Raw genomic sequence first — 22,051 nt, 5'->3', positions numbered from 1 at the left:
CTAATTAGAAAATATTTATATACCTTGATGACCAATTTTCTCCCGCCATATCCCATATATAACACCAATGCCCGGAGGTGGGAGCCAATGGGGCTCCTTAAGAGCTATCTTGAATACCCCGTTTTGAGAAAAATCTTGATAGGTTTGATTCTTGGTGCAATAGTTGGACTAATAATAGGGGACAAAGCAGCGACCATAAAGCCGCTTGGAGACCTATTCATCAGGCTCTTAAAAATGTTAGTAATGCCGATAATCCTAGCTTCTCTAGTTGTTGGTGCAGCTAGCATAAGCCCTGCAAGACTTGGAAGAGTTGGTGTAAAAATAGTAGTTTATTACTTAGTAACTTCAGCTTTTGCAGTGTTCCTTGGTCTTTTGATGGCCAATATTTTCAAACCAGGTCTAGGGTTAGAACTTGGAGTTGGAGAAGGGAAAGTTATTGAAGCAACCAAACCATCACTAGTAGACACTCTTCTGAATATCGTACCTAAGAACCCATTTGCAGCATTGTCAAACGGCCAAGTGTTACCCACAATATTCTTTGCCATTGTTTTAGGAATAGCCCTAAGTTACCTTATGAATAGTGAAAATGAGAGAATAAGAAACTCTGCCACGACCCTCTTTAATGCCTTCGATGGACTTGCCGAGGCAATGTATAAAATAGTGTGGGGAGTTATGCAGTATGCCCCAATAGGTGTATTTGCCTTAATAGCTTACGTTATGGGAACCCAAGGAACTAAAGTTGTTGGACCTTTAGCCAAAGTAACGTTAGCAGTTTATTTAGGCCTTATAATTCAGATTGGGCTAGTATATGGAATTCTCTTGAAGGTCTTTGGTCTGGACCTAATTAAGTTCCTCAATAAAGCCAAAGACGCTATGATTACAGCATTCGTCACAAGAAGCTCAAGTGGTACCCTACCAGTGACTATGCGTGTTGCTGACGAAAATATGGGGGTCCCAAGGAGCATTTACTCATTTACCCTTCCACTAGGTGCAACGATTAACATGGATGGAACTGCCCTATACCAAGGTGTATGTGCAATGTTCATAGCTTTCGCAATTGGACAATCCCTCCCATTCAGCCAACAGTTAGTAATAGTTCTTACAGCAGTCTTGGCTTCAATTGGAACTGCTGGTGTTCCCGGAGCTGGAGCAATAATGCTTGCAATGGTCCTTGAAAGTGTTGGATTATCTCTGGAGCCTGGAAGTGCGGTGGCATTGGCGTATGCAATGATCCTTGGAATTGACGCTATATTGGACATGGGAAGAACAATGGTAAACGTCACTGGTGATTTGGCTGGAACCACGATCGTTGCAAAAACTGAAGGGGAGCTCGACGAAAGTAAGTGGTGATCTTTTTTCTTCCTTTTTCTTTATGGAATAGATAGAGTTAAATACTCACTTACCATCTGATTCTTAGAACAAGAATATTTGGGGGATAGAGATGAAAAAGTTAGGGAGTATTTTAATAATTCTGCTTCTGAGCCTCTCTTTCGTTCATGCAGAGGCTGTGGATTATTATAAAGAAGAGTTCACTCTTAAGATCAAAATGCTGCAAAACGGAGATGCTCAAATCACTGTAATAACTTCAATATTAGGACCCCAAGACAGAATAAATGAAGAGATAGCCAGTATTCTTAATCAAACAAACATGAGCAAAGAAGAAGCAATAGCAAAATTTGAAAAAGAGCAACTTGACAATTACATCGCAAGTCTAGCCAATGCAGGAATTAGAACAAAAAACCAGACCTTCGAATTGGTGAGCATTAAAGAAGACAACTTCACCGTGGTCTTTACTGCCTATGCTGAGAATTTTGCTAAGTATTATTCATATGATGACTACTGGGAGATAATAGTTGATCCAACAAGAGGCTACGCTACAATGCCAATTCCAGATACAGGGTTACCACAAAAAATAGAGCTCCACAACATGTTCATAATAGAGCTACCTGAAGGAGCAGAACTCGTTGAATATCCTCAAGCATATACCCAAGAATTTAACCAGAGCAAGTTCTATGTGCGTTCAAAAGTTGAAGGAAATAAAATAATCGTTGCTTCTGACTTATATCTGGAAGAGAATCTTTCTCCAAGTGGATTTAGAGCACTTTTCGCCAATTACAATGCATTTTATATCCGTTATAAAACACCATACAAAGGGGAAGAAACCTACCAACCAGTGAAAACAGAACAGTACATACGGGCAGAAATTAAGGAAGATGGCACTACAAATCTTTTAGTTAGAGAGACGTACCTTGAACCAAAAGATCAGATAGAACTCATGAAACAACAAATAAACCTATTAGGAGTACAAAATGTAACAAATATGATACTTCAGAACTACCTACAAGGTATGATTATGCAAGGAATTCAAGTTGAAGATGCCAATGCAACGATTTTAGGGATGGAAAAAGAAGGGCCTCTAACAATAGAAGCCAATTATGTCTTGAAAAACTTCACAAAAATGATAAATGGAACCTACGAATACTCCTTTGATCCAACCCTCTTGAATCCATCTCAACTAGGTTATAGAGCCCAAAATGAGATTAACCAAAGCTTGAAAATAGAGTTTATATTACCCCCAACAGCCACTATCGTGGAAGTTCCCAAAAACATGAGTAAAGAGATAAACGGAAACAAATACACTCTCATAACAACCATAGAGAAAAACAAAATAGTAATTACCGCAAATGTCTTTGTAAGGTATGGGGCGCCTTTTGAGGATATTCAAGCCCTCCTCGGAAATGTAACAAGGGCTTACATTCGTTATACTATGCCAGAAAACAGCGGAGGTATTAACCTCACAACTACACAAATAGCAGGAATAGCTGGAGCATTGGTTCTAATTGGGATTGCCCTCTTTATTTTGAAGAAAAAATAGAGAGGCAAATTTTTAACCTCTTTTTTCTATTTGTTATAGGTGGTGCTTGTGACAAAGAAACTTTATTATGAAGATTCCTATCTGAAAGAAGCCACTGCAAAGATTCTCAAGGTAAAAGACAATGCACTTCTTTTAGACCAGACAATCTTTTATCCAACCGGAGGTGGACAACCCCACGATACAGGGAATATAAATGATGTGAAAGTCATAGATGTGTATAAAGATGAAGAAGGCAACATATGGCATGTAGTCGAAGAGCCAAATCTATTTAACGTAGGTGATAAAGTAGAGCTCAAACTTAATTGGGAAAGAAGGTACAAGCTAATGAGAATCCATACAGCATTGCATCTTCTGGATCATGTTTTCAATGAGGTTCTTGGGAAAGAAAACTGGCAAATACATGGTAGTGGAATGAACCCTGAAAAGGGCCGTTATGACGTAAGATATCCAGAAAACATCAACCAGTACAAAGAAAAAATAATCGAACTATTTAATCACTACGTTGATGAAGGTGGGGAAGTAAAAACTTGGTGGGAAGGGGAGAAGAGACTAACCCAAATAAGAGACTTTGAGATCCTCCCCTGTGGCGGGACTCATGTAAGAGACATTAAGGAAATCGGCCATCTAAGGAAGCTCAAACGCTCTAGCATAGGCAAAGGCGTCCAAAGAGTAGAGATTTGGCTCGAATGACTTTTCTCTTTCTATTCATGAAAAGGAGAAAGGTTTAAAAGCTCTATCAGATTCACTTAATAACGCGCGGGGGTTGCCGAGCCTGGCCAAAGGCGCGGGATTCAGGGTCCCGTCCCGTAGGGGTTCGCGGGTTCAAATCCCGTCCCCCGCACCATTTATGGAAAATGGTTCGAGAACATAGGTAAAACATTTTTTCAATAGCTTATCGGAGAAGAGAATTTGGAAGTCTAAAGAGATTTTCAATGTCTTCCTCTATTTTGTCTGCTCTGCCTTCTAAATACACTTTTCCGGCACTTAATACAACAATATAATCTGCCATGTTTATAAGAGGTTCCCAGATATGGGATATGATAACAAAATCAGTTCCAGTTATCTTTTTCTCAGCGATAATTGAAATTATCTTAGCAATACTTTCAAAATCTATGTTAGCAAACGGTTCATCGAGGAATATCACCTCCGGCTCACCTAAAAAAGCCTGAGCAAGACTTAGACGTTTGAACATTCCAGAGGAGTAGCTCTCTATTCTACGTCTTAAAAACCCTCCTATATCAAAGAGTTTAGATACTTTAAGAACTTCCTTCTGAACATTCAAGTTTTTAGTTTCAGCTAGAAATGATAACCATTCTTTACCTGTTATAAGTTTCGGAATCGCAGGTGGATCAAAAGCAACTCCTATGTTCTTTCTAATATCTGCGTTTTTCCATGGATCTTTTCCCAAAAGTTTTATCTCACCTTGAGTGGGCTTATACAGGCCTAAAGAAAGTTTCATAAAGGTTGACTTTCCTCCTCCATTAGGGCCTAATATCAAAGTTAACCCTTTGGGAATCTTAACCGATACTCCTGCCAAAGCCGTAACCGAACCAAAGCATTTTTGAAGATTCTTAGCGTGAACTATCATTTTTCTTCCCCCAATTTAAAAAGACTAATACAAAAGCAATTAGGGAAGCGTATAAAAAATGAACATTCCAAGTTTTAGTTGGAAAGCCGACCTCAACAGGACTCATTGAAACTGAATACCCCCCATTTTCTATATCCATATAGAACTCGTAATATCCAGGATGGGGAAAAATGATCGAGAACATTGAACTACCCGAGATCTTGCTAAAATATATTGTCTGATTAAGTTCTACATCACGTATAGAAACAGTAGCATGCCCACTCCCTATTAAAGAAACTTTTACCGAAGACGCTGAGGGAGAGTAGATACTCTGATAACCACTTTTATTATCAAAAATGAGAAGTGAATATTGAATATCTTCCTGACTCACCCTCGTCTGCAGGACTAATGATATTATAATTACCAAAAGCATAGAAAGTAAGAAGAATTTTAAAACCCTCACCTAACATCCCTCCCAGCGCCAACTATGATATACACACCAAAAAGAAAAGCTGAAACCAAAAGTGTTATCTTTAAAAATTCAAATGTTAGAATTCTCCCTTCGTTAAGCAGACGTACCCAAGTTTCTGGCAGAAGAGAAGTTATATGAGTGAACAAGGGAATATACAAAAGTAAAAATGAACTGAATATCGAAATATAGGAATTAGGTGAAAGTATTGCTACGAGGTAGGAGATTGAAAACATGTAAAAGATCACAAGAGCATAAAATACCAAAACTTCAAACAGAGAACTTCTGAGGGTTACAAGGATCGTTGAAGGAGTTGAAGAGAAGTGCAAAGCAAAAACTAATAGATGTGCGGAAACTACAAATACAAATGTAAGGACGTAGGTTGTGAAAAATTTTACCATTAAAATTTCTTCTTTTGAATAACCAAGAGAGTATATTGTTAAAGCTAGATTCTCGTCTCTTTCCCGTCTTACGGATAAAGTAGCTAAAAAAGGTAACATAAAAGATAAAATCAAGTAAGTATTCCTATTGAACATTGAAAGAAAATCGTGGTATGCATAATTCAAGACCGGTGCTGTAGAGACTCCGTGTTTAGGGGATAACAACAAAAAATCTTTAAATTCAATAGAAAGCAGTGAAACACCAAGTAGCAGAATTATAAGTTTTACGGGCTCATTAAGCTCCCATTTTATTAATGCCCTCATCTTAGCCCCTCCTAGATTTAAAAATTATTGAGAACACCAAACTTGATAAAGAGACTACAAAAAGCCCTAAATATAATTTTGAAATACTGACACCAGATAAGGGCATAACACCCGAAAAGTCAACATTAGTATCTTCTAAAATCATTCCAATCCCATAATAATCTTTTGAATTAAATCCTTTTTTCAGATTTTTTGACTCTATACGGTTAGAAAGCAGAATAGTATCAAATCCAAAAACATTCCTTGCAATATTTGGGGGAATACCTCCACTTATCAAAATGCCTGTACTTGAATCATACCACAAATATTCATGAGTATTAGTAGCAACAATAATAATAGGGGGTTTGAAATCCATGTAATAAGTATGAACAATAAAGTTTGCGATTGTTATGTTCGAAATAAAAATTCTATTGTTAGAGGTTTCAAGAACACCTAAACCTGTGAGTACCATACTCGGATTTATAAAAAGGAGATTTGGCCCAATTTTTGAACCATTATACTTGACAATATTGCTTTCGAGGTCAACATCTATAATAGCCGATTTGTGAAGGCCATGGAGGGTAGTATTCACATATTCATATATCCCCCTTTTTTCAGGGGATATGACAAGGTAATACGTCATGTTATCGCATGATTTAATAAACCCTAAAACAGTGTCATTGCATATGCGAACTTGACAAGGGTCAATATTGTAAATAGCACAATTTTCATGTTTTAAATTAGGCTTTAGCGATAATACTTGAATAACCAGTTTTTTAAATTTCTTTTTTGCTTCTTTTTCTGTCATATAATGAGTTGTCGTAAAAGTGATATTAGAGATATTTAGCGTTATCAAAATTCTAGCAGTCCTATTTTTGATCTCCAAAACTTCCCAATAAAATTCAGCATATTCTCCGTAATAATTAACATAAGTAGTGTTTTTAACAGATTTCTGAACAATAAACATTTTATCAGCAGTATATTTAAAATAAACACCTTCTTTGAGCCAAAAAGGTTCAGCATATCTAAACGGCGATAACGCCAGCACAAAACATAAAATAAAAAGAAAGAACAAATTTTTTCTCACTAGCTCAGCCTCCTACCCATGAAATATGTGCATCTACTTCAACGACGTAATATGGAGGCAATGCTATCTTCCCATCAGCTTTCATGTGGGCACTTAGCCAAGCTGTTGAAGGATATCCTGAGGGTTCAGACCATTTTCTAGTCATTATTACATATCCCCAGTCCCACGCTGCATAATCTAAATCATAGAGCAACGGTGGATTTATTTGGCTTGCTTTTCCTTGTATCCATGCACACAGCCCACCAGCATCAGTAGGACTCATGTAAAAACAGTCTTGATCAGATATTGTAGGATCTGCAATTCTCTCGGGAGCAATATAATCACTTTTTGCCCAAACCATTCCCGTTGCTACTATAGCAAGAATTGCTAAAAAAGACAACACAAATACAACCTTACGATGCATTTGTCCCCCCCAACAGATTTTTCGAAATATATTAATAATCTTGATTTATATAAACTTTACGTCATCAAATTGTTTCTAATTTATCCTAGGATTTCTTTGTCTATGCCAACAAGAAGGTTAGAGGCAATTCCGGTTACTTAACTAAAGAATAGAAGTTAGTTTAAAGTAGTGAGAATTTTTCAAAACCTCTTAGCAGTGCTTTCAGAGAATTCGCACTTGGAAGAGCTTCGCCTTTCAGGGGAAAACCCAGCCCTTTATGGGTTTATGAGGCTCATTATTGATACCAATAAAATAACAAAATCAAAAAAGCAATCACCTCGTAATCTTTATTTCCCTCATAAGCTCTAAGGGCTCTGGATGCTTTTCGAAATACTCTCTAACAGGTTTAAGAAGTTCTATCAGGTATTCTGCAACTGCATTCTTTAGATCAAGTGGGTGAAGCTTCCCTTCTGCAAAGTCCCTCTTAAGCTCTTCAAAGGTTGTGTAAGTCACATCTCCTCCAAATTTAGCTGGTCTATGGATTGTAAACTCAGTGGGTTCCTCTCTAAAGATTATATGTTCGGCCCAATCTAGCACTGGGTTGTAGTTAACCTCCTTAGCTGGACAGAAGGCCTTTCTAAGTTTTTGCTTTATCTCCTCTGGAGTGTCATGAATAAATACTGCTGAATATGGCTTGCTTTTACTCATTTTCATTGCCGCTTTAATCTCCTTGAACTCTTCCTCACTCTCAATCGGCCACTTTGGAGGTTCTTGAAGACCCAATAAAAGGTGATGATGAACAGCAACTGGCTTAACTTTTTTCTCATTCCACTTGAGTGGGTGGTATTTTAACTTCTCTGCCACCTCAATTGCAATAACATGGGCCTTTCTTTGATCCATTCCAGCATGAGCAATGTTAACTCCCTGGTAGAATATATCTGCTACTTGCATTGCAGGATATATCAATTTCGCAAAATCAATTGCTTCCCCCATCTGTCTACCCATTATGGTTATTGAGCGCATCATTCTCGCCAGTGTAACATTCTTTGAGATATCTATCACTGTTCTCCAGTAATCTCCCTTCTCTAAAATCTCGCTTGCTAGAATAAATTCAACTTTGTCTGGGTCCCCACCCATTACTTTAATGCTCTGTTTCATTCCTTCTTTGAAATAACTTAGCGCAACTTTTTGAATAACCTCTAAATCTCCACCAAGCTTATCATTTATCCAAGAGTGCCAGTCTGCCAAAAAAATTCTTGTTTTAATTCCTGCTTTCTGAAAGTCTGCTATCTTTGCTCCCGCCATTAATCCAGTTCCAAGATGAATGTAACCACTTATCTCAAATCCTATGTAATGTTGTAAAGGAATCCCTATTTCTAGAAGATACCTCAAATTATTCACGGTCAGAATTTCTTCGGTAGGTTTTCTTGTAATAAGCTCTATCTTTTTTTCAATATCCATCACACACCACCTTTACCCCACTATATCACGAGTCTTTTAAGTATTTTTCTCCACAACAAGAAATTTTTCCATCAATGAACAAAATTGTCGAATGGTCAAAAATTTTATAACTTTCAAGTTTTATAAAATACTCTGGTGAACACCATGAGAAAGCTTTCAATACTAATTTCGGTTTTTGTATTGTTTGGTCTTTTTGGTATGGCTTTTGCTAGTGCAACAACAGTCGCAGTCGATTTAGCCCATGGCGAAAACGAGAAATATCTTGCAGAAGATGTGTTAGAATATGGAACCAATAGGACACTTGCACACGGAATTGTCAAGACCATTATAGATGTCGAGTGGGCCTACTTTGGCGATCCCCTAGCAGCAGATACTCTTGGAATAAAGCACCTTGGGGAGAAAATAACCGCTGATGCTCTTGCAAACGTTGATATGCTCATTCTTGGTCAACCCACAAGTCCATTCCAACCAGATGAGATCCAAGCAATAGCGGAATGGTTCAAACAGGGTGGAAAAGTTTTATGGGTTGCCGCAGATAGCGACTATGGTAGCGGTCCCCAAGTTCAAGATATTGCAAATGCTGTTCTTGAACAATTGGGTATTGGACATCTAAGAATTGACTTAGCTTCAATTGAAGACCCAACAAGCAACGCTGGAGCCTCTTATAGAGTTGTAGGTCTCGTTCAACCAGATGAGGGGACTCCTGACAAAGACATGATAACCAGAAACTTCCAATATGATGGAAAAGTCCTTTACCATGGCCCAGCCGTTGTTGGATGGGTTGACGACAACGGAAACTGGCAACAGCTTATAGATGGAAACATCCCAGAAAATGTCTACAGAATTGTTAAAACTTCTTCAGATGGAACCATTGTAGAAAATAACGACCCTCCAGCTTATGCATACAGCGCTGGAGATATCGGCGTATTCACTCTCCTAGCAGCAGAGATAATCAAATTCGAGAATGGGAAGCAAAGTGTTCTCATCGTGAGCGGTGAGAGCCCATATGGTGATTACACTCCAACGTGGGAGGCAAAATATCATGGTGTCGACCTAGACGGACCAGCTTTTGTAACAAATATGGTGCACTGGGCGTTAAAACAAGCATCAAAAGAGACTATTACTGTTACAGTTACTGAAACAGTTACCAAAACAGAGACCAAAACTGAGACAGTTACAGAAACAACTACCGAAACTGTTACAGAGACTGCCCAAGGAGGAGTCTGTGGTCCAGCGGCCCTAGTAGGTTTGATTCTAATCCCATTACTACTCAAGAGAAGAAGATGACTCCAAAAACCTCTTTCTTTTTCCAATTTTGCCATTTTTGTGGTAAATTTTAAAAACGAAGTTGAGAGCATTAAACAGGTGAGGCAACGTGAAAAAGAGGATTGGTTTTGTGATGCTTTTTATTTTAATCGCAAGCGTAATAGCTGCTGGATGTATTGGTGGTGAGACTACACCCTCAACCACGACCCAACCTACTGAGACAGAATCCCCCACAGAATCTCCTACTCAAACCACCTCTCCAACTTCTTCTCCAACACCTACTGGTCCAATAACTCTAGTTGTCCTTACGAGACATGATGTTACTATTCAAGTGATGGCAAAGAAAATGTTTCTCCAAAGCGACATAGCTAAGCAATATAACATTAAAGATGTAAAGTTCATAAAAGCTCCAGAGTCCTTATGGCCCACATATATAGAAAAAGGAGCCGACGTCGGATGGGGTGGAGGCCCAACACTCTTTGATGATCTCTTCAAAAATAATTATTTAGCCCCCATCGAGGACCAAAAGATTTTAGGGCTTGTTGGAAATCAGATCCAAGAAACACTCGCTGGAATGCCAATGATCAGAAAAGGAGACGATGGAAAGATCTACTGGATAGCCGCTGCATTGTCATCCTTTGGATTCACTGTAAACCATGATGTCCTCAAGAGATGGAACCTCCCAGTTCCTCAAAAGTGGGAGGAAATTGCAAGTGAGACTTTTGCAATGGATCCACCCCAAATGGGAATAGCAGATCCAACAAGGAGCACTTCAAACACAAGAATTTATCAAATAATTCTCCAAGCATTTGGTTGGGACGAAGGATGGAAGATTCTTAGACTCATTGCTGCAAATTCAAAGATTTACGACGCAAGTGATGCTGTTAGAGAAGCTGTAATAGCGGGAGACATAGCTGTTGGAAACACCATTGATTTCTATGGATACACTGCAATGAAGCTTAATCCATCTTGTGAATATATTATTCCAAAAGGACAAAGCATAATAAATGGAGACCCAATAGCCCTTCTCGCAAACTCCCAAAACAAAGAAGCTGCTCAAGCATTTATTTATTGGGTTCTTACTGAAGGACAAAAGATATGGCTTGATGAAAAAATAAACAGGCTTCCAGTTAACCCAGATGTATTTAGCACACCTGAGGGGCAAAAGAGACCTGACCTGAAAAGAGCATATGAAAGTGCACTTAAGACCCAAGGTATCGAATTTGATGATAACGCAGCTTTAGCCACTGTAACTTCAATGCAGCTTTACTTCAAAGCAACCCTCGTAGATGCAAACCAAGAGCTTCACAGGGCCTGGGTGGCTCTTGTAAAAGCATACAAAGAAGGAAAAATAAGCGAAGAGAAATACAATGAACTCAAGGCAAGACTTTTAGAACCTATAGAGTTCAAAGATCCAGATACAGGACAAATGGTTACCCTAACTGAGGAATATGCAGAAAAGATAAATGACAGACTTGCAAAAGACTCATCCTTTAGGGACACTCTAATGCAAGAGTGGAGAGAGGCCGCAAGACAAAAATACCAAAGCGTTCTTTCGGAGGTGCAAGGATGAAAGTGAATAAATGGACTGAAAGATTTTTTGGGACTCCACTGTTTGAGCCCCTTGTTGCCTTTTCCTATATTTTTCCATTGCTTTATCTGATGATCTTTTTAATAGTCCCTGTACTTTCTATGCTGCTAATTGCATTCACTTATGATGGGAATATCTCACTTCATTGGTTTAAGAGCATATTAATGGATTCTTATTATCTCCAGGTCCCTCCACATGGAGATTTTGCCCAAAAATTAACAACTTCAACTGGTGAGAGTTTGTATTTAATCAGGGGTGTAGATTTTGGTGTTGTTCTTAACTCCCTCGTTGTTGCCGGTTTAGTGACTCTCTTTACTGCGATTTTAGGGACAGTTTTTGCCTTTGTAATGGCAAGATACAATTTTAAAGGGAAAAATCTCTTTAGAATCGCTCTCTTTATCCCGCTCCTAGTAACTCCCTTTGTAAACGCTTATGTTATAAAACAAATGTTTAGTGAATTTGGGTTGATAAATTACATCTTCCATGAAATCCTTCATGTGCTACCATTTAGAATCAAAATAGATGGGTTAGCAGGAGTTGTTTTAGCCCAATCGATGGCATATTATCCAATAGTTTATTTAAATGCATATGCAAGCTTTATTAATATTGATCCTACTCTAGAAGAACAAGCTGAGAACCTTGGAAGCAAAGGATTTCGACTTTTCAGAACTGTCACCTTTCCCTTGGCTCTTCCTGGAATTGCTGCAGGTGCTACCTTGGTATTCATCTTCAGTCTTGAGGACTTAGCAGCTCCCATCGTATTCCACGGTGATCCACTGGCTAAAAAGTTAATGTCATACCAGATATTCAGTAAATTCATATATGGCTTAGGAGAGAGAAGCCCAGAAATAGCAGCCCTATCAATAATAATGCTCATTCTAGCAGTGATAGCCTTCCTCGGAATTAGAAAATACGTAAGTTTAAGACAATATGCAATGCTAAGCAAGGGTGGAAGATGGAAACCAAGGATAAGTAAACCAAAACCATGGCAAGCTCTCTTAATCTATCTAGTTCTCCTTCCAGCATTACTGCTTACAATCTTCCCCCAAATAGGTGTTATAATGCTCGCTTTCTCTGAGAGATGGACCACAACAGTACTTCCCCAAGGATTTACTATCGATTACATAAAGGAGATGCTTCTGAACCCAGATGTGAGAAGATTTATTGTAAACAGCCTAAGCTATTCTGGAGCAGCTGTTGTCCTTATAATCCTCCTATCAATAACCTCTTCCTACGCAACAAGCAGGTTCAAAGGGATCTTGAGTCCGATATTAGAGAGCATAGTGATACTCCCAATTGCAGTTCCAGGAATAGTCGTGGCAATGGGATACTTTTACTTCTTCTCAGCAGTAACACCAGAGAACTCACCCCTAAATCCAACATCCCTCTATGGATTTAATCCTGCCCTTGTCCTGATACTAGCTTACTCTATACGAAGACTTCCTTTTGCCGCCAGATCAGTTTATGCTGGGTTACAACAAGTACATATGTCCCTCGAAGAGTCTTCAATAAACCTAGGGGCTTCAAGATGGAAGACTGTTACGGGAATATTGATGCCATTAATTTCATTAAACGTCTTTGGTGGAGCAATGCTTAGCTTTGTTTACTCTATGAGTGAAACAAGCGTGGGAATAACCCTAGGTTCAATCAACATAGATCAAGCCCCAATAACAGCATTCATGAAAGAAGTCTTAATGTCAGCTGCAGGTAGTATCAACATAGCAGCGGCATTAGGTGTGTTATTAATAGTTGTCCAAATCACGGCAATTGTTGTTGTGAATATTATTACAAAGCAAAGATACTCATTCATCGGATTAACATGAGGTGAGAAAATGGTCGAGGTTAAACTTGAGAACATAGTAAAAACATTTGGTGAAACCGTTGCACTAAAGGGTATTGATCTCCATATAAAACACGGGGAGTTATTTACTCTCCTCGGACCAAGTGGTTGTGGAAAATCAACCACTTTGAGAATAATAGCAGGTTTGGACTTTCCTGACAGTGGACACCTACATTTTGATGACGAGGATGTCACGTACAAAAGTTCGAGTGAAAGAGGTGCAGTTTTGGTCTTCCAAAACTATGCCTTATGGCCCCATATGACAGTATACGACAACGTAGCATATGGACTTAAGGTGAAGAAGCTTCCCAAACAAGAAATCGAGAAAAAGGTAAAATGGGCGCTTGAATTGGTTAAGCTCCAAGGTTACGAAGATAGATATCCAACTCAGCTGAGTGGAGGCCAGCAACAAAGGGTGGCAATAGCAAGAGCTCTCGTAGTTGAACCCAAGCTTCTACTCTTAGATGAGCCTCTCTCAAACTTAGATGCAAAGCTTAGACTTGAAATGAGATCCGAAATAAGGAGAATCCAAAGAGAACTTGGAATCACAGTTGTTTATGTTACTCATGATCAAGAAGAGGCCATGGCAATAAGTGATAGGATCGCAGTAATGAATATAGGTCAAATAGAACAGGTAGGAACTCCAAAAGAGATATATGAACAACCCAAAACAGAATTTGTTGCTTCTTTCATGGGTAAGACCAACGTAATCCCAGCGGAAGTCGTGGAAAGAGATGGGGACAAAGTAACAGTAGAGTTTGAAGGATTTAGGCTTGATGGTCTAACTTATACCGGAGAGAACGACAAAGTTGTGGTAGTGATAAGACCTGAACGTATCAGCTTACATCCCATCGAAAACGCTGTCTCAATAACTGGAAAAGTGGATCTAATAGAGTACTATGGCTTTTTCATCGAGGTTGTTGGACTATTTGGAGAAAGGAGAATAATAGCAAGGACAATAAATGATAGGGACGTTGTAGGCCTGAGACCCCAAGGAGACGTCACATTCTACATAGAGAGAGAAGACATCCTTGTACTTCCCAAGACTCTCTAGTTCCTCTCCTTTTATTGGAGGTCTTAGAATGGAAATGTTTGAAGAAGGCAAAGTGTATGAACTTCTCTTAGTCACAAAATCCAATGTAACCCCGGTGGGTGTTGTTAAAAAAGGAGACAAGTTTCATTTTAGACTATTTGAAGGAAAAAGTGCCAAAGATATAAGAAAACACCCTTATGGCGTCCTGCATATAACCTGGGATGTGGATATATTAGTAAGAACTGCTCTTAATTTACCCTGTGAATTGGAATGGGAGGATTCCAAAACAATTCCTTTAAAGAAAATAAAGAACTTGCCTAACATAGAAGGGAAAATAGAATTTCAAGATGACTTGATAAAAGACAGTCTTGGAGAAGCCCGAATCCTGAGATGTTCACTAATCCCTTCAAGAATCGAGGTGTTCCCAGTTTCCAATCCCCCTCTTAGTAGAGCAGATTTTTACCTTCTTGAGATGGCAATAAACCTCACTAGACTGTACGTGGCAACAAGAAAACTAAATGTGAAGGAAGCCCAAAATATATATTCAAAGATATGGATTGGATATAGAACCTACAAACGACTTGGAGGCAAAAATGAACTCGCAGAAAAGATTATGGGGTTTGCTACGGCAGCTTTAAGATGGAATCCTTGAAGTATTTCAAACAACAATTTTTTAATGTTTGAAATCGCTATTATTTTGGTGGTGCTATGAGAAGAATAGTTGCTTTTTTGTTAGTTCTTTTAACTCTGTCTTTAATTAATATAAACCAAGTAAGTGCAGAAGCCCTCCCGGGAGACGTGTTGAAGTATCCAATGCCCGGAGCCCCTGTCGTGGCACTTCCAGGAGAGGTTGTGGAGATACAGCCACAAGATGGAGTAGACATAAACTCTCTCTCAATAGTCTCTGTGTTGAATGGCCCATATGAGCTAGAGATCATTGAGAAAGGTGCTACACTAAAGGTAAAAGTTCCAGAGAACGTTGTTCCAGATGTGTATTTCCTTCAAATTAAATCAAACAAAGGAGAAGTAACAATTCCAGGTGCAGTTTGGATTCTCAAAGAGTATCCCAAAGTTCTTAGAATAGCCCATATGAGCGACACCCACGTTACAAGTGGTACTAAGTTTGGTTATGTTTGTGGAGAATACTTCCAGAGAGATATAAAAAGAATCCAAGAACTATGCGATGGAGGTATAATAGTCCCGTTACACAGCTATGTTGCAACAGATAGTGCTTATACATACTGGGCCATGGATGATAGAGTTGATGTTATGATAACCACTGGAGATGTTGTAGACACAGCAGGAGACGGAAAAGGATACAGGCTACTGCTTGATATAATCTCCCATGCAAATGCCGCTGGAAGGCCAACAATACTTGTTAAAGGAAATCATGATGATCCACCTAATTATTATCCCAGACTTATAGGACCTACGGACTACTACATAGTTATTGGAAAGTTTATCATAATAGCCCTCGACTCCCATGGAGATGAGGCCCACCCCTATATGAACCAGCTAGAATGGATGGAAAAAGTGCTTGAAGACCATCCCGATAAAATCCCAATAGTAATTGTCCACCACCCATATTGGTATTCTGCCCCGCAAGGATGGATCGGGGGTAGAATCGAGGGTGTTTCAGCATTCGATGACGAGGATTGGCAAGAAATGATACAATATGGTAGCTATTATTGGTTTGGAAGAAATCAAGAGTATCTTGACATAGCAAGGCGTTTCCTCCAAGATGTTGAGAAATACAACATTAAACTTATTATGAGTGGCCATATTCACCATGACAAACTCCACATTTACGTGGACAAAAACGGTAATGAGCACTGGTTTGTAACGTCAACAACTACGGGGGCCCCAGATAAAGAAACTAATCCCCCTAGGCCAGGCAGGAGTCCAACATGGTATGGGTCAAAGATAGTCGAGATAGATGAGAATGGAAACGTCAGACTTCCTGAAATTGAGGAAATGTTTGGAAGTCTCTTCAATGACTTTATCTCATTACCGGTTCCACAGGAGTTCATTACAGTCAGATGGACAACAGACTTTGGAAGTGCTGTAAAATTCATAAACCTCCTAGGAGAAGAAAGTGGAAAATTTGCCATTGAAATCCCAGACGGGGCCCAGGTTGACACGAGTGTAACAAACGTCACGTACAAGATCCTAGGAGAGAGAAAAATAGGAGACAAGACATATGAGCTCTTTGAAATAACTGTACCCAAAGGAATATCCCAGCTCGTTATAAGTAAAGGAAAAGACACGGAAAACCCCCAAGTGGATATCTCATATCTTACCCCATCCAAGCCTATGAAAGGAAAGCCATTTAAAGTTTATATCAGCGTAAAAGACAACTTAGGGATCAAGGATATTTATGTAGAAATTGAGGCAAATGGAGTTGTTACGAAGTATCCAGCAGTTCAAAGCAGCGGAGGACAAGCAGAGTACTTTATGGCCGAGATTCCAGGAGTTGATGCGGATGGATATATAATAAGGGCTGTAGCAATAGACTTCTACGGGAACAAAGCCAGCACAGAAAAAACCATAGGAGAAATAGAGACAAGTACAACTTCAACTCCCACTCAAACTACACCTTCCGAAACAACCACGTCCTCATCAACCCCACCAACAACCAGTTCTCCACCAGAAACTACTTCTTCCTCATCCCCCACAACGACAGAAGCGGGTGGGGTGTGTGGCCCTGCAGCAATTGTAGCTCTCGCCTTATTGCCATTACTCGCTGTTAAAAGGAAAAAATGATATTTCTTTTTTTAATTCTTCTTTTTCCCATATAGAAGAGTTTTTAAACCTACCCATCCTCCCCTCTCTAGGTGATGCCCTTTGAAATTTAAAGGGAAAGCTTTTGGAAATCTAGTTAGAATTGAATTTGATATACTAAACCTCAGCGAGCTTAGGATTGAGGATTTGAAGGATTTTGACATAGAGAATTTAAAAATTGAGCTTAGGCCAACCTCTTCTGGCATAAAGCTTATCGGGATATGGGAAGGCGAGATTGAAAACGCTGGTGAGGGAATGAAAAAAGCCCTAGAAGAGAGCTATAAGTTGAGAGACCGTTTATTGAATAGGATGAAAGCAAAAATTGAAAGAATGAGAAGTGTTATGAAGAAACTGGGATTTAATGAAGAGGTCTTAGGATATGGGAACATGATAAAATTCACAAAAAAAGTTGGGGGTTATGAAATAGCAGTTATGGCATCCTCGAAGGATGACGTTATTAGAGTGGAAGTCTATGGAAACGACAAAAAGGTCATTGGGCCTGAAATAGAAAACTTCTTTGAAGATGTAGACATTGAAGAGCTCGAAGTCTATGGACTAGATGAAGAAGGACAAGAAGAAAGGCTCGTAATAAACTTGGAGTTACCAGAGGAAGATGTACCAGAAACAAAAATAGTAGAAGCTATAAAGCTCATCGAAAGCCTCTTAATGACCTAATCACTTGTACTTTGCATCCAGCTGGAGTTTCTTTATTTTTGCCTTCAACCCTTTCCTCGGTATCATATCTTCTTTTAAGATTTTACCTGTACGAAGATCAACTTTTGCATAATAAAACCCATTATCCCCAGAAAGCTTTATAATCGCATACCCTCTTTCCTTGTGAACTATTATTGTTTCTGTTTTCGGATTTTTCTCAGCAAACTTCTCTGAAACATGAGACTGATAAGTTTCTTCAATTATAAATTCTGTTAGGAAAATATCACTCTTTAAGACTCTCCCTGAAACTCGTTCTATGAGAATCTCCCCCACACGTTCTTTACCCGCAAATTTTACCTTCCAGTTTTCATCAAGCTCTAACTCTTTAATATCTGCAGTAATTCCTTTTTCCTCTAAGAATTCTTTCGCTATTTTCTTCACAACATCTTCTTTCAAGTATTTATCGACTTCTGTTAGTAGTTTCCCATCTTTACTAAGAGAGAGTTTTAACAGAAGTTTGTCATTTTCGAGTTCTATCTTATAACTATCTTTTAAGTCCTCTACTTTCTTTATTCGCCAGTCAGGGTACTTTTTCGAGATTATTTTTTCAGCTTTTTCAGGAGTAATTTCCACAAAGTAATCCATTATATCCCCTGTCTTTCCATCAACCTTTACCAAAACTTTTCCATCCTCACTTTTAAGGAGTAGTTCTAGGTTCTTATGATCACGAACCTTAAAATCGCTGAGTTCTAGGTCTTTTATATCAAAATTAGCTTCAATAAGATCTTTCGCTATTTTCGCAAGATTATATGGGTGGACAAGCTTTTCTTTGACCACATAATCCCCTGTTTCCAAGTTAAACTCCAAAACTACAATACCTTCAGGTGCTAGTACATCAATAATTGCTTTATCCTCTCTTTCAGTAAAAGAAATAACTTTTCCTCCTGGGTATTTCTTTGAAACTTCAGAGAGAATCGCATCTCTCTTTATCTTCGATTTTCTCTTTAAAACCCTTCCACTATATATATGAACAGCTGCACCAAAAAGGAACCTGCTAACTTGACCATTTATTATAGCCACATTCTCTTTTGGTTCAAATGAAATCTCCCTAAGTTCTTCCCCAAGTAAATTCATGCACTCCTCCTTAGCAATTTCAATTAACTTCTCCCTTGAAAGAGGCTCTATTTTAACCCTGGCCTCTTTGCTTTTGAGATCAACCTCTCCCTTTGCGGAATTTATTCCAACTTGCAATTCCAGTAATACCCTTTTAGGAATATACACTTTCCTCCGAGAATGTAAGATAATACTACTTTGAGAGACTTTCAGATCCTCTGCAAGTCTAGACTTAACTAATAAAACCGCCTCATTTGGGGTTAATGGCTCAATGACCCTTATCTCTGTCGCTTTAATAGCAGACCCACTCTCTAAAAGGGCCTTGGACACTTTTTTATCTAATTCCTCATCCCTGCTCACAAAGGGCAATATTTCCTCCTTAGAGAATATTACAGCCTTATCTTTTGTATCTCCCACCAGAGCTGACCAAGAGAAGATATAAGCCGTTGAGGCTTCTAAGATCAAGGTTTTTAAAATAATATCTTCCTTCTTTATTTTATACTTTTTCTCAAGTAATGAGGATATTTGCTCAAAAACTTTATCTGGAGAGAAAGAGTACAAAAGTGGAGTATCTAGTCGTATTACCTTTAAAACAGCTTTTCGCTTCTCTTCCAATTTTTCCTGTTCTTTTTTTCTCGTGATTTTTTCGAGTAGTTCTTCACTCACTGGCACTTCTTTGTTGTTTAAATCTTCAACAAGCTTTTCACCATCCCATATAATTACCCTTCCTTTGTACTCCTTTCCAACTAGGAGTTTAGCATCTTTAGTATATCCATTTATTGAGACAAAAATCCCCTTATCAGCCTTTGCTCTCCCTATGGCTTCATTAAAATGCTCAATATCTTGAGAAGACGTTAGAGCTCCTGATTTTACTTTTATTACATATTTTTCAAATCCCGCAATAGGATCGTCCCTAAGAGCGAGAATATCTATCCCCCACTCTTCTGGGCTATCCACCATCTCTACATTCCTAAATCCCATCAGTTCGAGCAGGTTTACCAGAGTTTTGATAAGTGTTTCCCGAGAGGCCTCTTGTAAGATCTCTAAATTCCACTTCATAATATCACACCCAATTAACTCGCATACCTAAAATAATAGAGCAATTATAATATAAATCCCTTTTGCCCATTTTCCAACCTCTCATCTTTTCACCTAAAATTAAAAACCAATAGCCTACGCATCACCACTATAAGTGTTTAAAATAACCTTTTAACTTCCCAAAATTTACAAGAATCAGGTGAGAGCATGTTTAGACTACCAGAGTTCAATTACCACAATAAGGTCGTTTTTCTCAGAGCAGATCTCAATTCACCTGTAAAAGATGGAAAAATTATTAGTGACGCGAGATTTAGGGCCGTGCTACCCACTATACGCTACCTATTAGAGCATAAAGCAAAAATAGTGATAGGAACACATCAAAGCAAACCCTATGAAGAGGATTATTTGACCACAGAGCAGCATGCTGAAATTTTGAGTTCTCTTCTAGGGGTGGATGTGGGATATGTGGAAGATATTTTTGGAAAATGTGCGAGAGATGCTATAAACTCTCTAAAGCCAAGTGAAATTTTAATGCTTGAGAATCTCAGATTTACAGCAGAGGAGACCAAACAACGACCATTAGAAGAATGTGAAAAGACCTATTTTGTTAAAAAATTGTCCCCCCTACTCGACTATGTTGTAACTGAAGCATTTGCTGCTACTCATCGATCTCAACCTTCGCTAGTTGGTTTTGCAAAGATAAAACCCATGATACCCGGGTTTTTAATGGAGAAAGAGATAAAAGCCCTAACAAAAGCCTACGAAAGCGAAGAAGGGCCTAAAGTGTATGTACTTGGTGGAGCTAAAGTTGAAGATTCATTAAATGTTGCAGAAAACGCTTTAAGAAATGGAAAAGCAGACTTAATTCTAACTGGAGGTTTGGTGGGACACATATTCACCCTCGCTAAAGGCTTTGACCTAGGAGATGCGAACATAAGTCTTTTAGAACGAAAAGGGTTAATAAACCTCGTAGATCGGGCTGAAAAAATTTTAAATGAGTTTTATCCATACATCCGAACCCCTGTAGATTTTGCAGTAGAATACAAAGGAGAGAGAGCCGAGATAGATCTTTTAAGTGACAAAAAATGGATATTCGATGAAAGACCCATTATGGATATTGGAAGCAGAACAATAGAAAAATACAGTGAAATCTTAAAAGAAGCCGCTATAATAGTAGCCAATGGTCCAATGGGAGTATTTGAGATCGAAGAATTTGCCAAGGGCACTATTGAGGTATTTAAAGCAATAGGAGAAAGCAACGCATTTTCTATAGTGGGGGGTGGGCACAGTATAGCCAGTATATATCAATATAATATAAAAGGAATTTCTCACATAAGCACAGGTGGAGGAGCAATGCTGACGTTCTTTGCAGGAAAGACTCTCCCGGTTTTAGAAGCTCTTAGAATAAGTTATGAGAAATTTAAAAATAAAAAAGATTTCAATCAATAGTCGCCTTTTCAAACTCTAACATCGCAAAACTGAGGAATACCAGCGCAAGTAATCCCAAAACTATCCAATCAGTCGTTATAGAGAATCTCGTAACATTAGATCCTACCAGATAATAGCGGGCCCCATCAACCGCATAAGTTAGTGGATTTATATATGCCAAAGCTTTCATCCAGCCAGGCATTGCCTCTATGGGATATATTGCACCACTAAGGAAAGTGAGTGGCATCATGAGAACCATCATTATCATCTGAAATCCTTCCATACTCTCCATTTTAAGCGCTAGAGTTGTTCCAAAGCCTGAGAATGCTATTGCTAAGAGGAATCCCATTACAAGAGCGGGTAAAACCCCAGAAAGTTTAAGATTTTCTGCTAAAAGAAACGTTAAGAGGAGTATTATGAGACCCTGAACTGTCGTAAGGAGAGAATCTCCAGTTAGTCTCCCAACAATAGCCTCTTTTCTTGATGCTGGTGCCACCAAAATTTCCTTAAGGAAGCCAAACTGCTTATCCCATATAACACTAACCCCACTTACAAAACTCTGATTAAATATAGTCATGGCAAATATACCTGGAGCCAAGAAAGTTAAGTAATCCACACCTCCAAATATTGTCCTAGCCATAGGAGTGTCGAAAACCTTACTCCAACCAAGACCAAAGAAAATCAACCATATAAGAGGGTTGATTATCATCCCCATAACTCTGGATCTCGCTCTAAAGAAACGCTTCGCCTGTCTGTAAATCATAGTAGTGAATGCCCTCATTT

General features: G+C 38.8%; 19 protein-coding genes and 1 tRNA gene. 12 read left to right on the top strand and 8 right to left on the bottom strand.

Annotation, left to right across the window (positions count from 1 at the left end; translation table 11 throughout):
* Window positions 1-87 precede the first annotated feature (87 nt).
* The 4 genes from K1720_RS04230 to K1720_RS04215 all read left to right on the top strand — a co-directional run bounded on the left by K1720_RS04230 (window position 88) and on the right by K1720_RS04215 (window position 3,719).
* Window positions 88-1,350 (top strand): dicarboxylate/amino acid:cation symporter, encoded by a 1,263-nt coding sequence (locus K1720_RS04230; RefSeq protein WP_251950171.1) that lies wholly within the window; start codon window positions 88-90, stop codon window positions 1,348-1,350.
* 91 nt (window positions 1,351-1,441) lie between these two features.
* The gene (locus K1720_RS04225; RefSeq protein WP_251950169.1) at window positions 1,442-2,875 is read left to right on the top strand and encodes an exodeoxyribonuclease VII small subunit; all 1,434 of its coding nucleotides are present in this window, start codon (window positions 1,442-1,444) and stop codon (window positions 2,873-2,875) included.
* A gap of 48 nt (window positions 2,876-2,923) precedes the next feature.
* The gene (locus K1720_RS04220) at window positions 2,924-3,565 is read left to right on the top strand and encodes an alanyl-tRNA editing protein (RefSeq protein ID WP_251950166.1); all 642 of its coding nucleotides are present in this window, start codon (window positions 2,924-2,926) and stop codon (window positions 3,563-3,565) included.
* 66 nt (window positions 3,566-3,631) lie between these two features.
* Window positions 3,632-3,719 (top strand) — tRNA-Leu (locus tag K1720_RS04215).
* 48 nt (window positions 3,720-3,767) lie between these two features.
* Here K1720_RS04215 and K1720_RS04210 read toward each other — a convergent pair.
* From K1720_RS04210 to K1720_RS04185, 6 genes are all read right to left on the bottom strand, one after another.
* Window positions 3,768-4,463, bottom strand: a complete 696-nt coding sequence (locus tag K1720_RS04210) for an ATP-binding cassette domain-containing protein (protein WP_251950164.1) — start codon at window positions 4,461-4,463, stop codon at window positions 3,768-3,770.
* Window positions 4,447-4,869, bottom strand: coding sequence for a hypothetical protein (locus tag K1720_RS04205; RefSeq protein ID WP_251950162.1), 423 nt, complete (start codon window positions 4,867-4,869; stop codon window positions 4,447-4,449). Before K1720_RS04205 ends, K1720_RS04210 begins: the two co-directional genes overlap by 17 nt.
* A gap of 32 nt (window positions 4,870-4,901) precedes the next feature.
* Window positions 4,902-5,615: a hypothetical protein gene (locus K1720_RS04200; protein ID WP_251950160.1), complete on the bottom strand. Its 714-nt coding sequence runs from the start codon at window positions 5,613-5,615 to the stop codon at window positions 4,902-4,904.
* 1 nt (window position 5,616) lies between these two features.
* Entirely contained in the window at window positions 5,617-6,681 is a 1,065-nt protein-coding gene (locus K1720_RS04195; protein WP_251950159.1) for a hypothetical protein, read from the bottom strand.
* A gap of 4 nt (window positions 6,682-6,685) precedes the next feature.
* Window positions 6,686-7,084, bottom strand: coding sequence for a hypothetical protein (locus tag K1720_RS04190; protein ID WP_251950157.1), 399 nt, complete (start codon window positions 7,082-7,084; stop codon window positions 6,686-6,688).
* A 312-nt stretch (window positions 7,085-7,396) separates the two neighbouring features.
* Window positions 7,397-8,524 carry a tyrosine--tRNA ligase gene (locus K1720_RS04185; protein ID WP_251950155.1) on the bottom strand — a complete coding sequence of 376 codons (1,128 nt, stop codon included), beginning with the start codon at window positions 8,522-8,524 and terminating at the stop codon, window positions 7,397-7,399.
* A 144-nt stretch (window positions 8,525-8,668) separates the two neighbouring features.
* On the opposite strand from K1720_RS04185, the gene K1720_RS04180 reads away from it, so the two are divergent.
* The 7 genes from K1720_RS04180 to K1720_RS04150 all read left to right on the top strand — a co-directional run bounded on the left by K1720_RS04180 (window position 8,669) and on the right by K1720_RS04150 (window position 17,710).
* The gene (locus K1720_RS04180) at window positions 8,669-9,811 is read left to right on the top strand and encodes a CGP-CTERM sorting domain-containing protein (protein WP_251950512.1); all 1,143 of its coding nucleotides are present in this window, start codon (window positions 8,669-8,671) and stop codon (window positions 9,809-9,811) included.
* Between the two features lie 88 nt (window positions 9,812-9,899).
* On the top strand, window positions 9,900-11,363 hold the full coding sequence (locus K1720_RS04175) for an ABC transporter substrate-binding protein (RefSeq protein WP_251950153.1): 1,464 nt from the start codon (window positions 9,900-9,902) through the stop codon (window positions 11,361-11,363).
* The gene (locus K1720_RS04170) at window positions 11,360-13,204 is read left to right on the top strand and encodes an ABC transporter permease (protein ID WP_251950151.1); all 1,845 of its coding nucleotides are present in this window, start codon (window positions 11,360-11,362) and stop codon (window positions 13,202-13,204) included. Before K1720_RS04175 ends, K1720_RS04170 begins: the two co-directional genes overlap by 4 nt.
* Before the next feature lie 9 nt (window positions 13,205-13,213).
* A complete protein-coding gene (locus K1720_RS04165) occupies window positions 13,214-14,275 on the top strand; it encodes an ABC transporter ATP-binding protein (RefSeq protein WP_251950150.1) in 1,062 nt (353 codons plus the stop codon).
* 28 nt (window positions 14,276-14,303) lie between these two features.
* Window positions 14,304-14,906: a DUF447 domain-containing protein gene (locus K1720_RS04160; RefSeq protein WP_251950148.1), complete on the top strand. Its 603-nt coding sequence runs from the start codon at window positions 14,304-14,306 to the stop codon at window positions 14,904-14,906.
* A gap of 56 nt (window positions 14,907-14,962) precedes the next feature.
* Window positions 14,963-17,017 carry a metallophosphoesterase family protein gene (locus K1720_RS04155; protein ID WP_251950146.1) on the top strand — a complete coding sequence of 685 codons (2,055 nt, stop codon included), beginning with the start codon at window positions 14,963-14,965 and terminating at the stop codon, window positions 17,015-17,017.
* Window positions 17,018-17,098: 81 nt separating this feature from the next.
* On the top strand, window positions 17,099-17,710 hold the full coding sequence (locus K1720_RS04150) for a hypothetical protein (RefSeq protein WP_251950145.1): 612 nt from the start codon (window positions 17,099-17,101) through the stop codon (window positions 17,708-17,710).
* On the opposite strand, the gene K1720_RS04145 is transcribed toward K1720_RS04150, so the two are convergent.
* Window positions 17,711-19,861, bottom strand: coding sequence for a restriction endonuclease (locus K1720_RS04145; protein ID WP_251950143.1), 2,151 nt, complete (start codon window positions 19,859-19,861; stop codon window positions 17,711-17,713).
* A 186-nt stretch (window positions 19,862-20,047) separates the two neighbouring features.
* Here K1720_RS04145 and K1720_RS04140 point away from each other — a divergent pair, with 186 nt between their 5' ends.
* Window positions 20,048-21,289, top strand: coding sequence for a phosphoglycerate kinase (locus tag K1720_RS04140; protein ID WP_251950141.1), 1,242 nt, complete (start codon window positions 20,048-20,050; stop codon window positions 21,287-21,289).
* Here K1720_RS04140 and K1720_RS04135 read toward each other — a convergent pair.
* Window positions 21,279-22,049: an ABC transporter permease gene (locus K1720_RS04135; RefSeq protein ID WP_251950139.1), complete on the bottom strand. Its 771-nt coding sequence runs from the start codon at window positions 22,047-22,049 to the stop codon at window positions 21,279-21,281. The genes K1720_RS04140 and K1720_RS04135 overlap by 11 nt on opposite strands.
* Between the last annotated feature and the right edge of the window lie 2 nt (window positions 22,050-22,051).

It is taken from the genome of Thermococcus argininiproducens (assembly GCF_023746595.1).
In the GTDB taxonomy this organism is placed as follows: Archaea; Methanobacteriota_B; Thermococci; order Thermococcales; family Thermococcaceae; genus Thermococcus_A; species Thermococcus_A argininiproducens.
The sequence above is the reverse complement of the archived record's forward strand: the minus strand, read 5'-3'. Positions and strand labels throughout refer to the sequence as shown.

Excerpts from the sequence above, each read along its gene's own strand:
- K1720_RS04230 (WP_251950171.1), top strand. The coding sequence starts at position 88 with ATGGGGCTCCTTAAGAGCTATCTTGAATACCCCGTTTTGAGAAAAATC.
- K1720_RS04225 (WP_251950169.1), top strand. The coding sequence starts at position 1,442 with ATGAAAAAGTTAGGGAGTATTTTAATAATTCTGCTTCTGAGCCTCTCT.
- K1720_RS04210 (WP_251950164.1), bottom strand. The coding sequence starts at position 4,463 with ATGATAGTTCACGCTAAGAATCTTCAAAAATGCTTTGGTTCGGTTACG.
- K1720_RS04200 (WP_251950160.1), bottom strand. The coding sequence starts at position 5,615 with ATGAGGGCATTAATAAAATGGGAGCTTAATGAGCCCGTAAAACTTATA.
- K1720_RS04190 (WP_251950157.1), bottom strand. The coding sequence starts at position 7,084 with ATGCATCGTAAGGTTGTATTTGTGTTGTCTTTTTTAGCAATTCTTGCT.
- K1720_RS04185 (WP_251950155.1), bottom strand. The coding sequence starts at position 8,524 with ATGGATATTGAAAAAAAGATAGAGCTTATTACAAGAAAACCTACCGAA.
- K1720_RS04180 (WP_251950512.1), top strand. The coding sequence starts at position 8,669 with ATGAGAAAGCTTTCAATACTAATTTCGGTTTTTGTATTGTTTGGTCTT.
- K1720_RS04170 (WP_251950151.1), top strand. The coding sequence starts at position 11,360 with ATGAAAGTGAATAAATGGACTGAAAGATTTTTTGGGACTCCACTGTTT.
- K1720_RS04165 (WP_251950150.1), top strand. The coding sequence starts at position 13,214 with ATGGTCGAGGTTAAACTTGAGAACATAGTAAAAACATTTGGTGAAACC.
- K1720_RS04160 (WP_251950148.1), top strand. The coding sequence starts at position 14,304 with ATGGAAATGTTTGAAGAAGGCAAAGTGTATGAACTTCTCTTAGTCACA.
- K1720_RS04155 (WP_251950146.1), top strand. The coding sequence starts at position 14,963 with ATGAGAAGAATAGTTGCTTTTTTGTTAGTTCTTTTAACTCTGTCTTTA.
- K1720_RS04145 (WP_251950143.1), bottom strand. The coding sequence starts at position 19,861 with ATGAAGTGGAATTTAGAGATCTTACAAGAGGCCTCTCGGGAAACACTT.
- K1720_RS04140 (WP_251950141.1), top strand. The coding sequence starts at position 20,048 with ATGTTTAGACTACCAGAGTTCAATTACCACAATAAGGTCGTTTTTCTC.
- K1720_RS04135 (WP_251950139.1), bottom strand. The coding sequence starts at position 22,049 with ATGAGGGCATTCACTACTATGATTTACAGACAGGCGAAGCGTTTCTTT.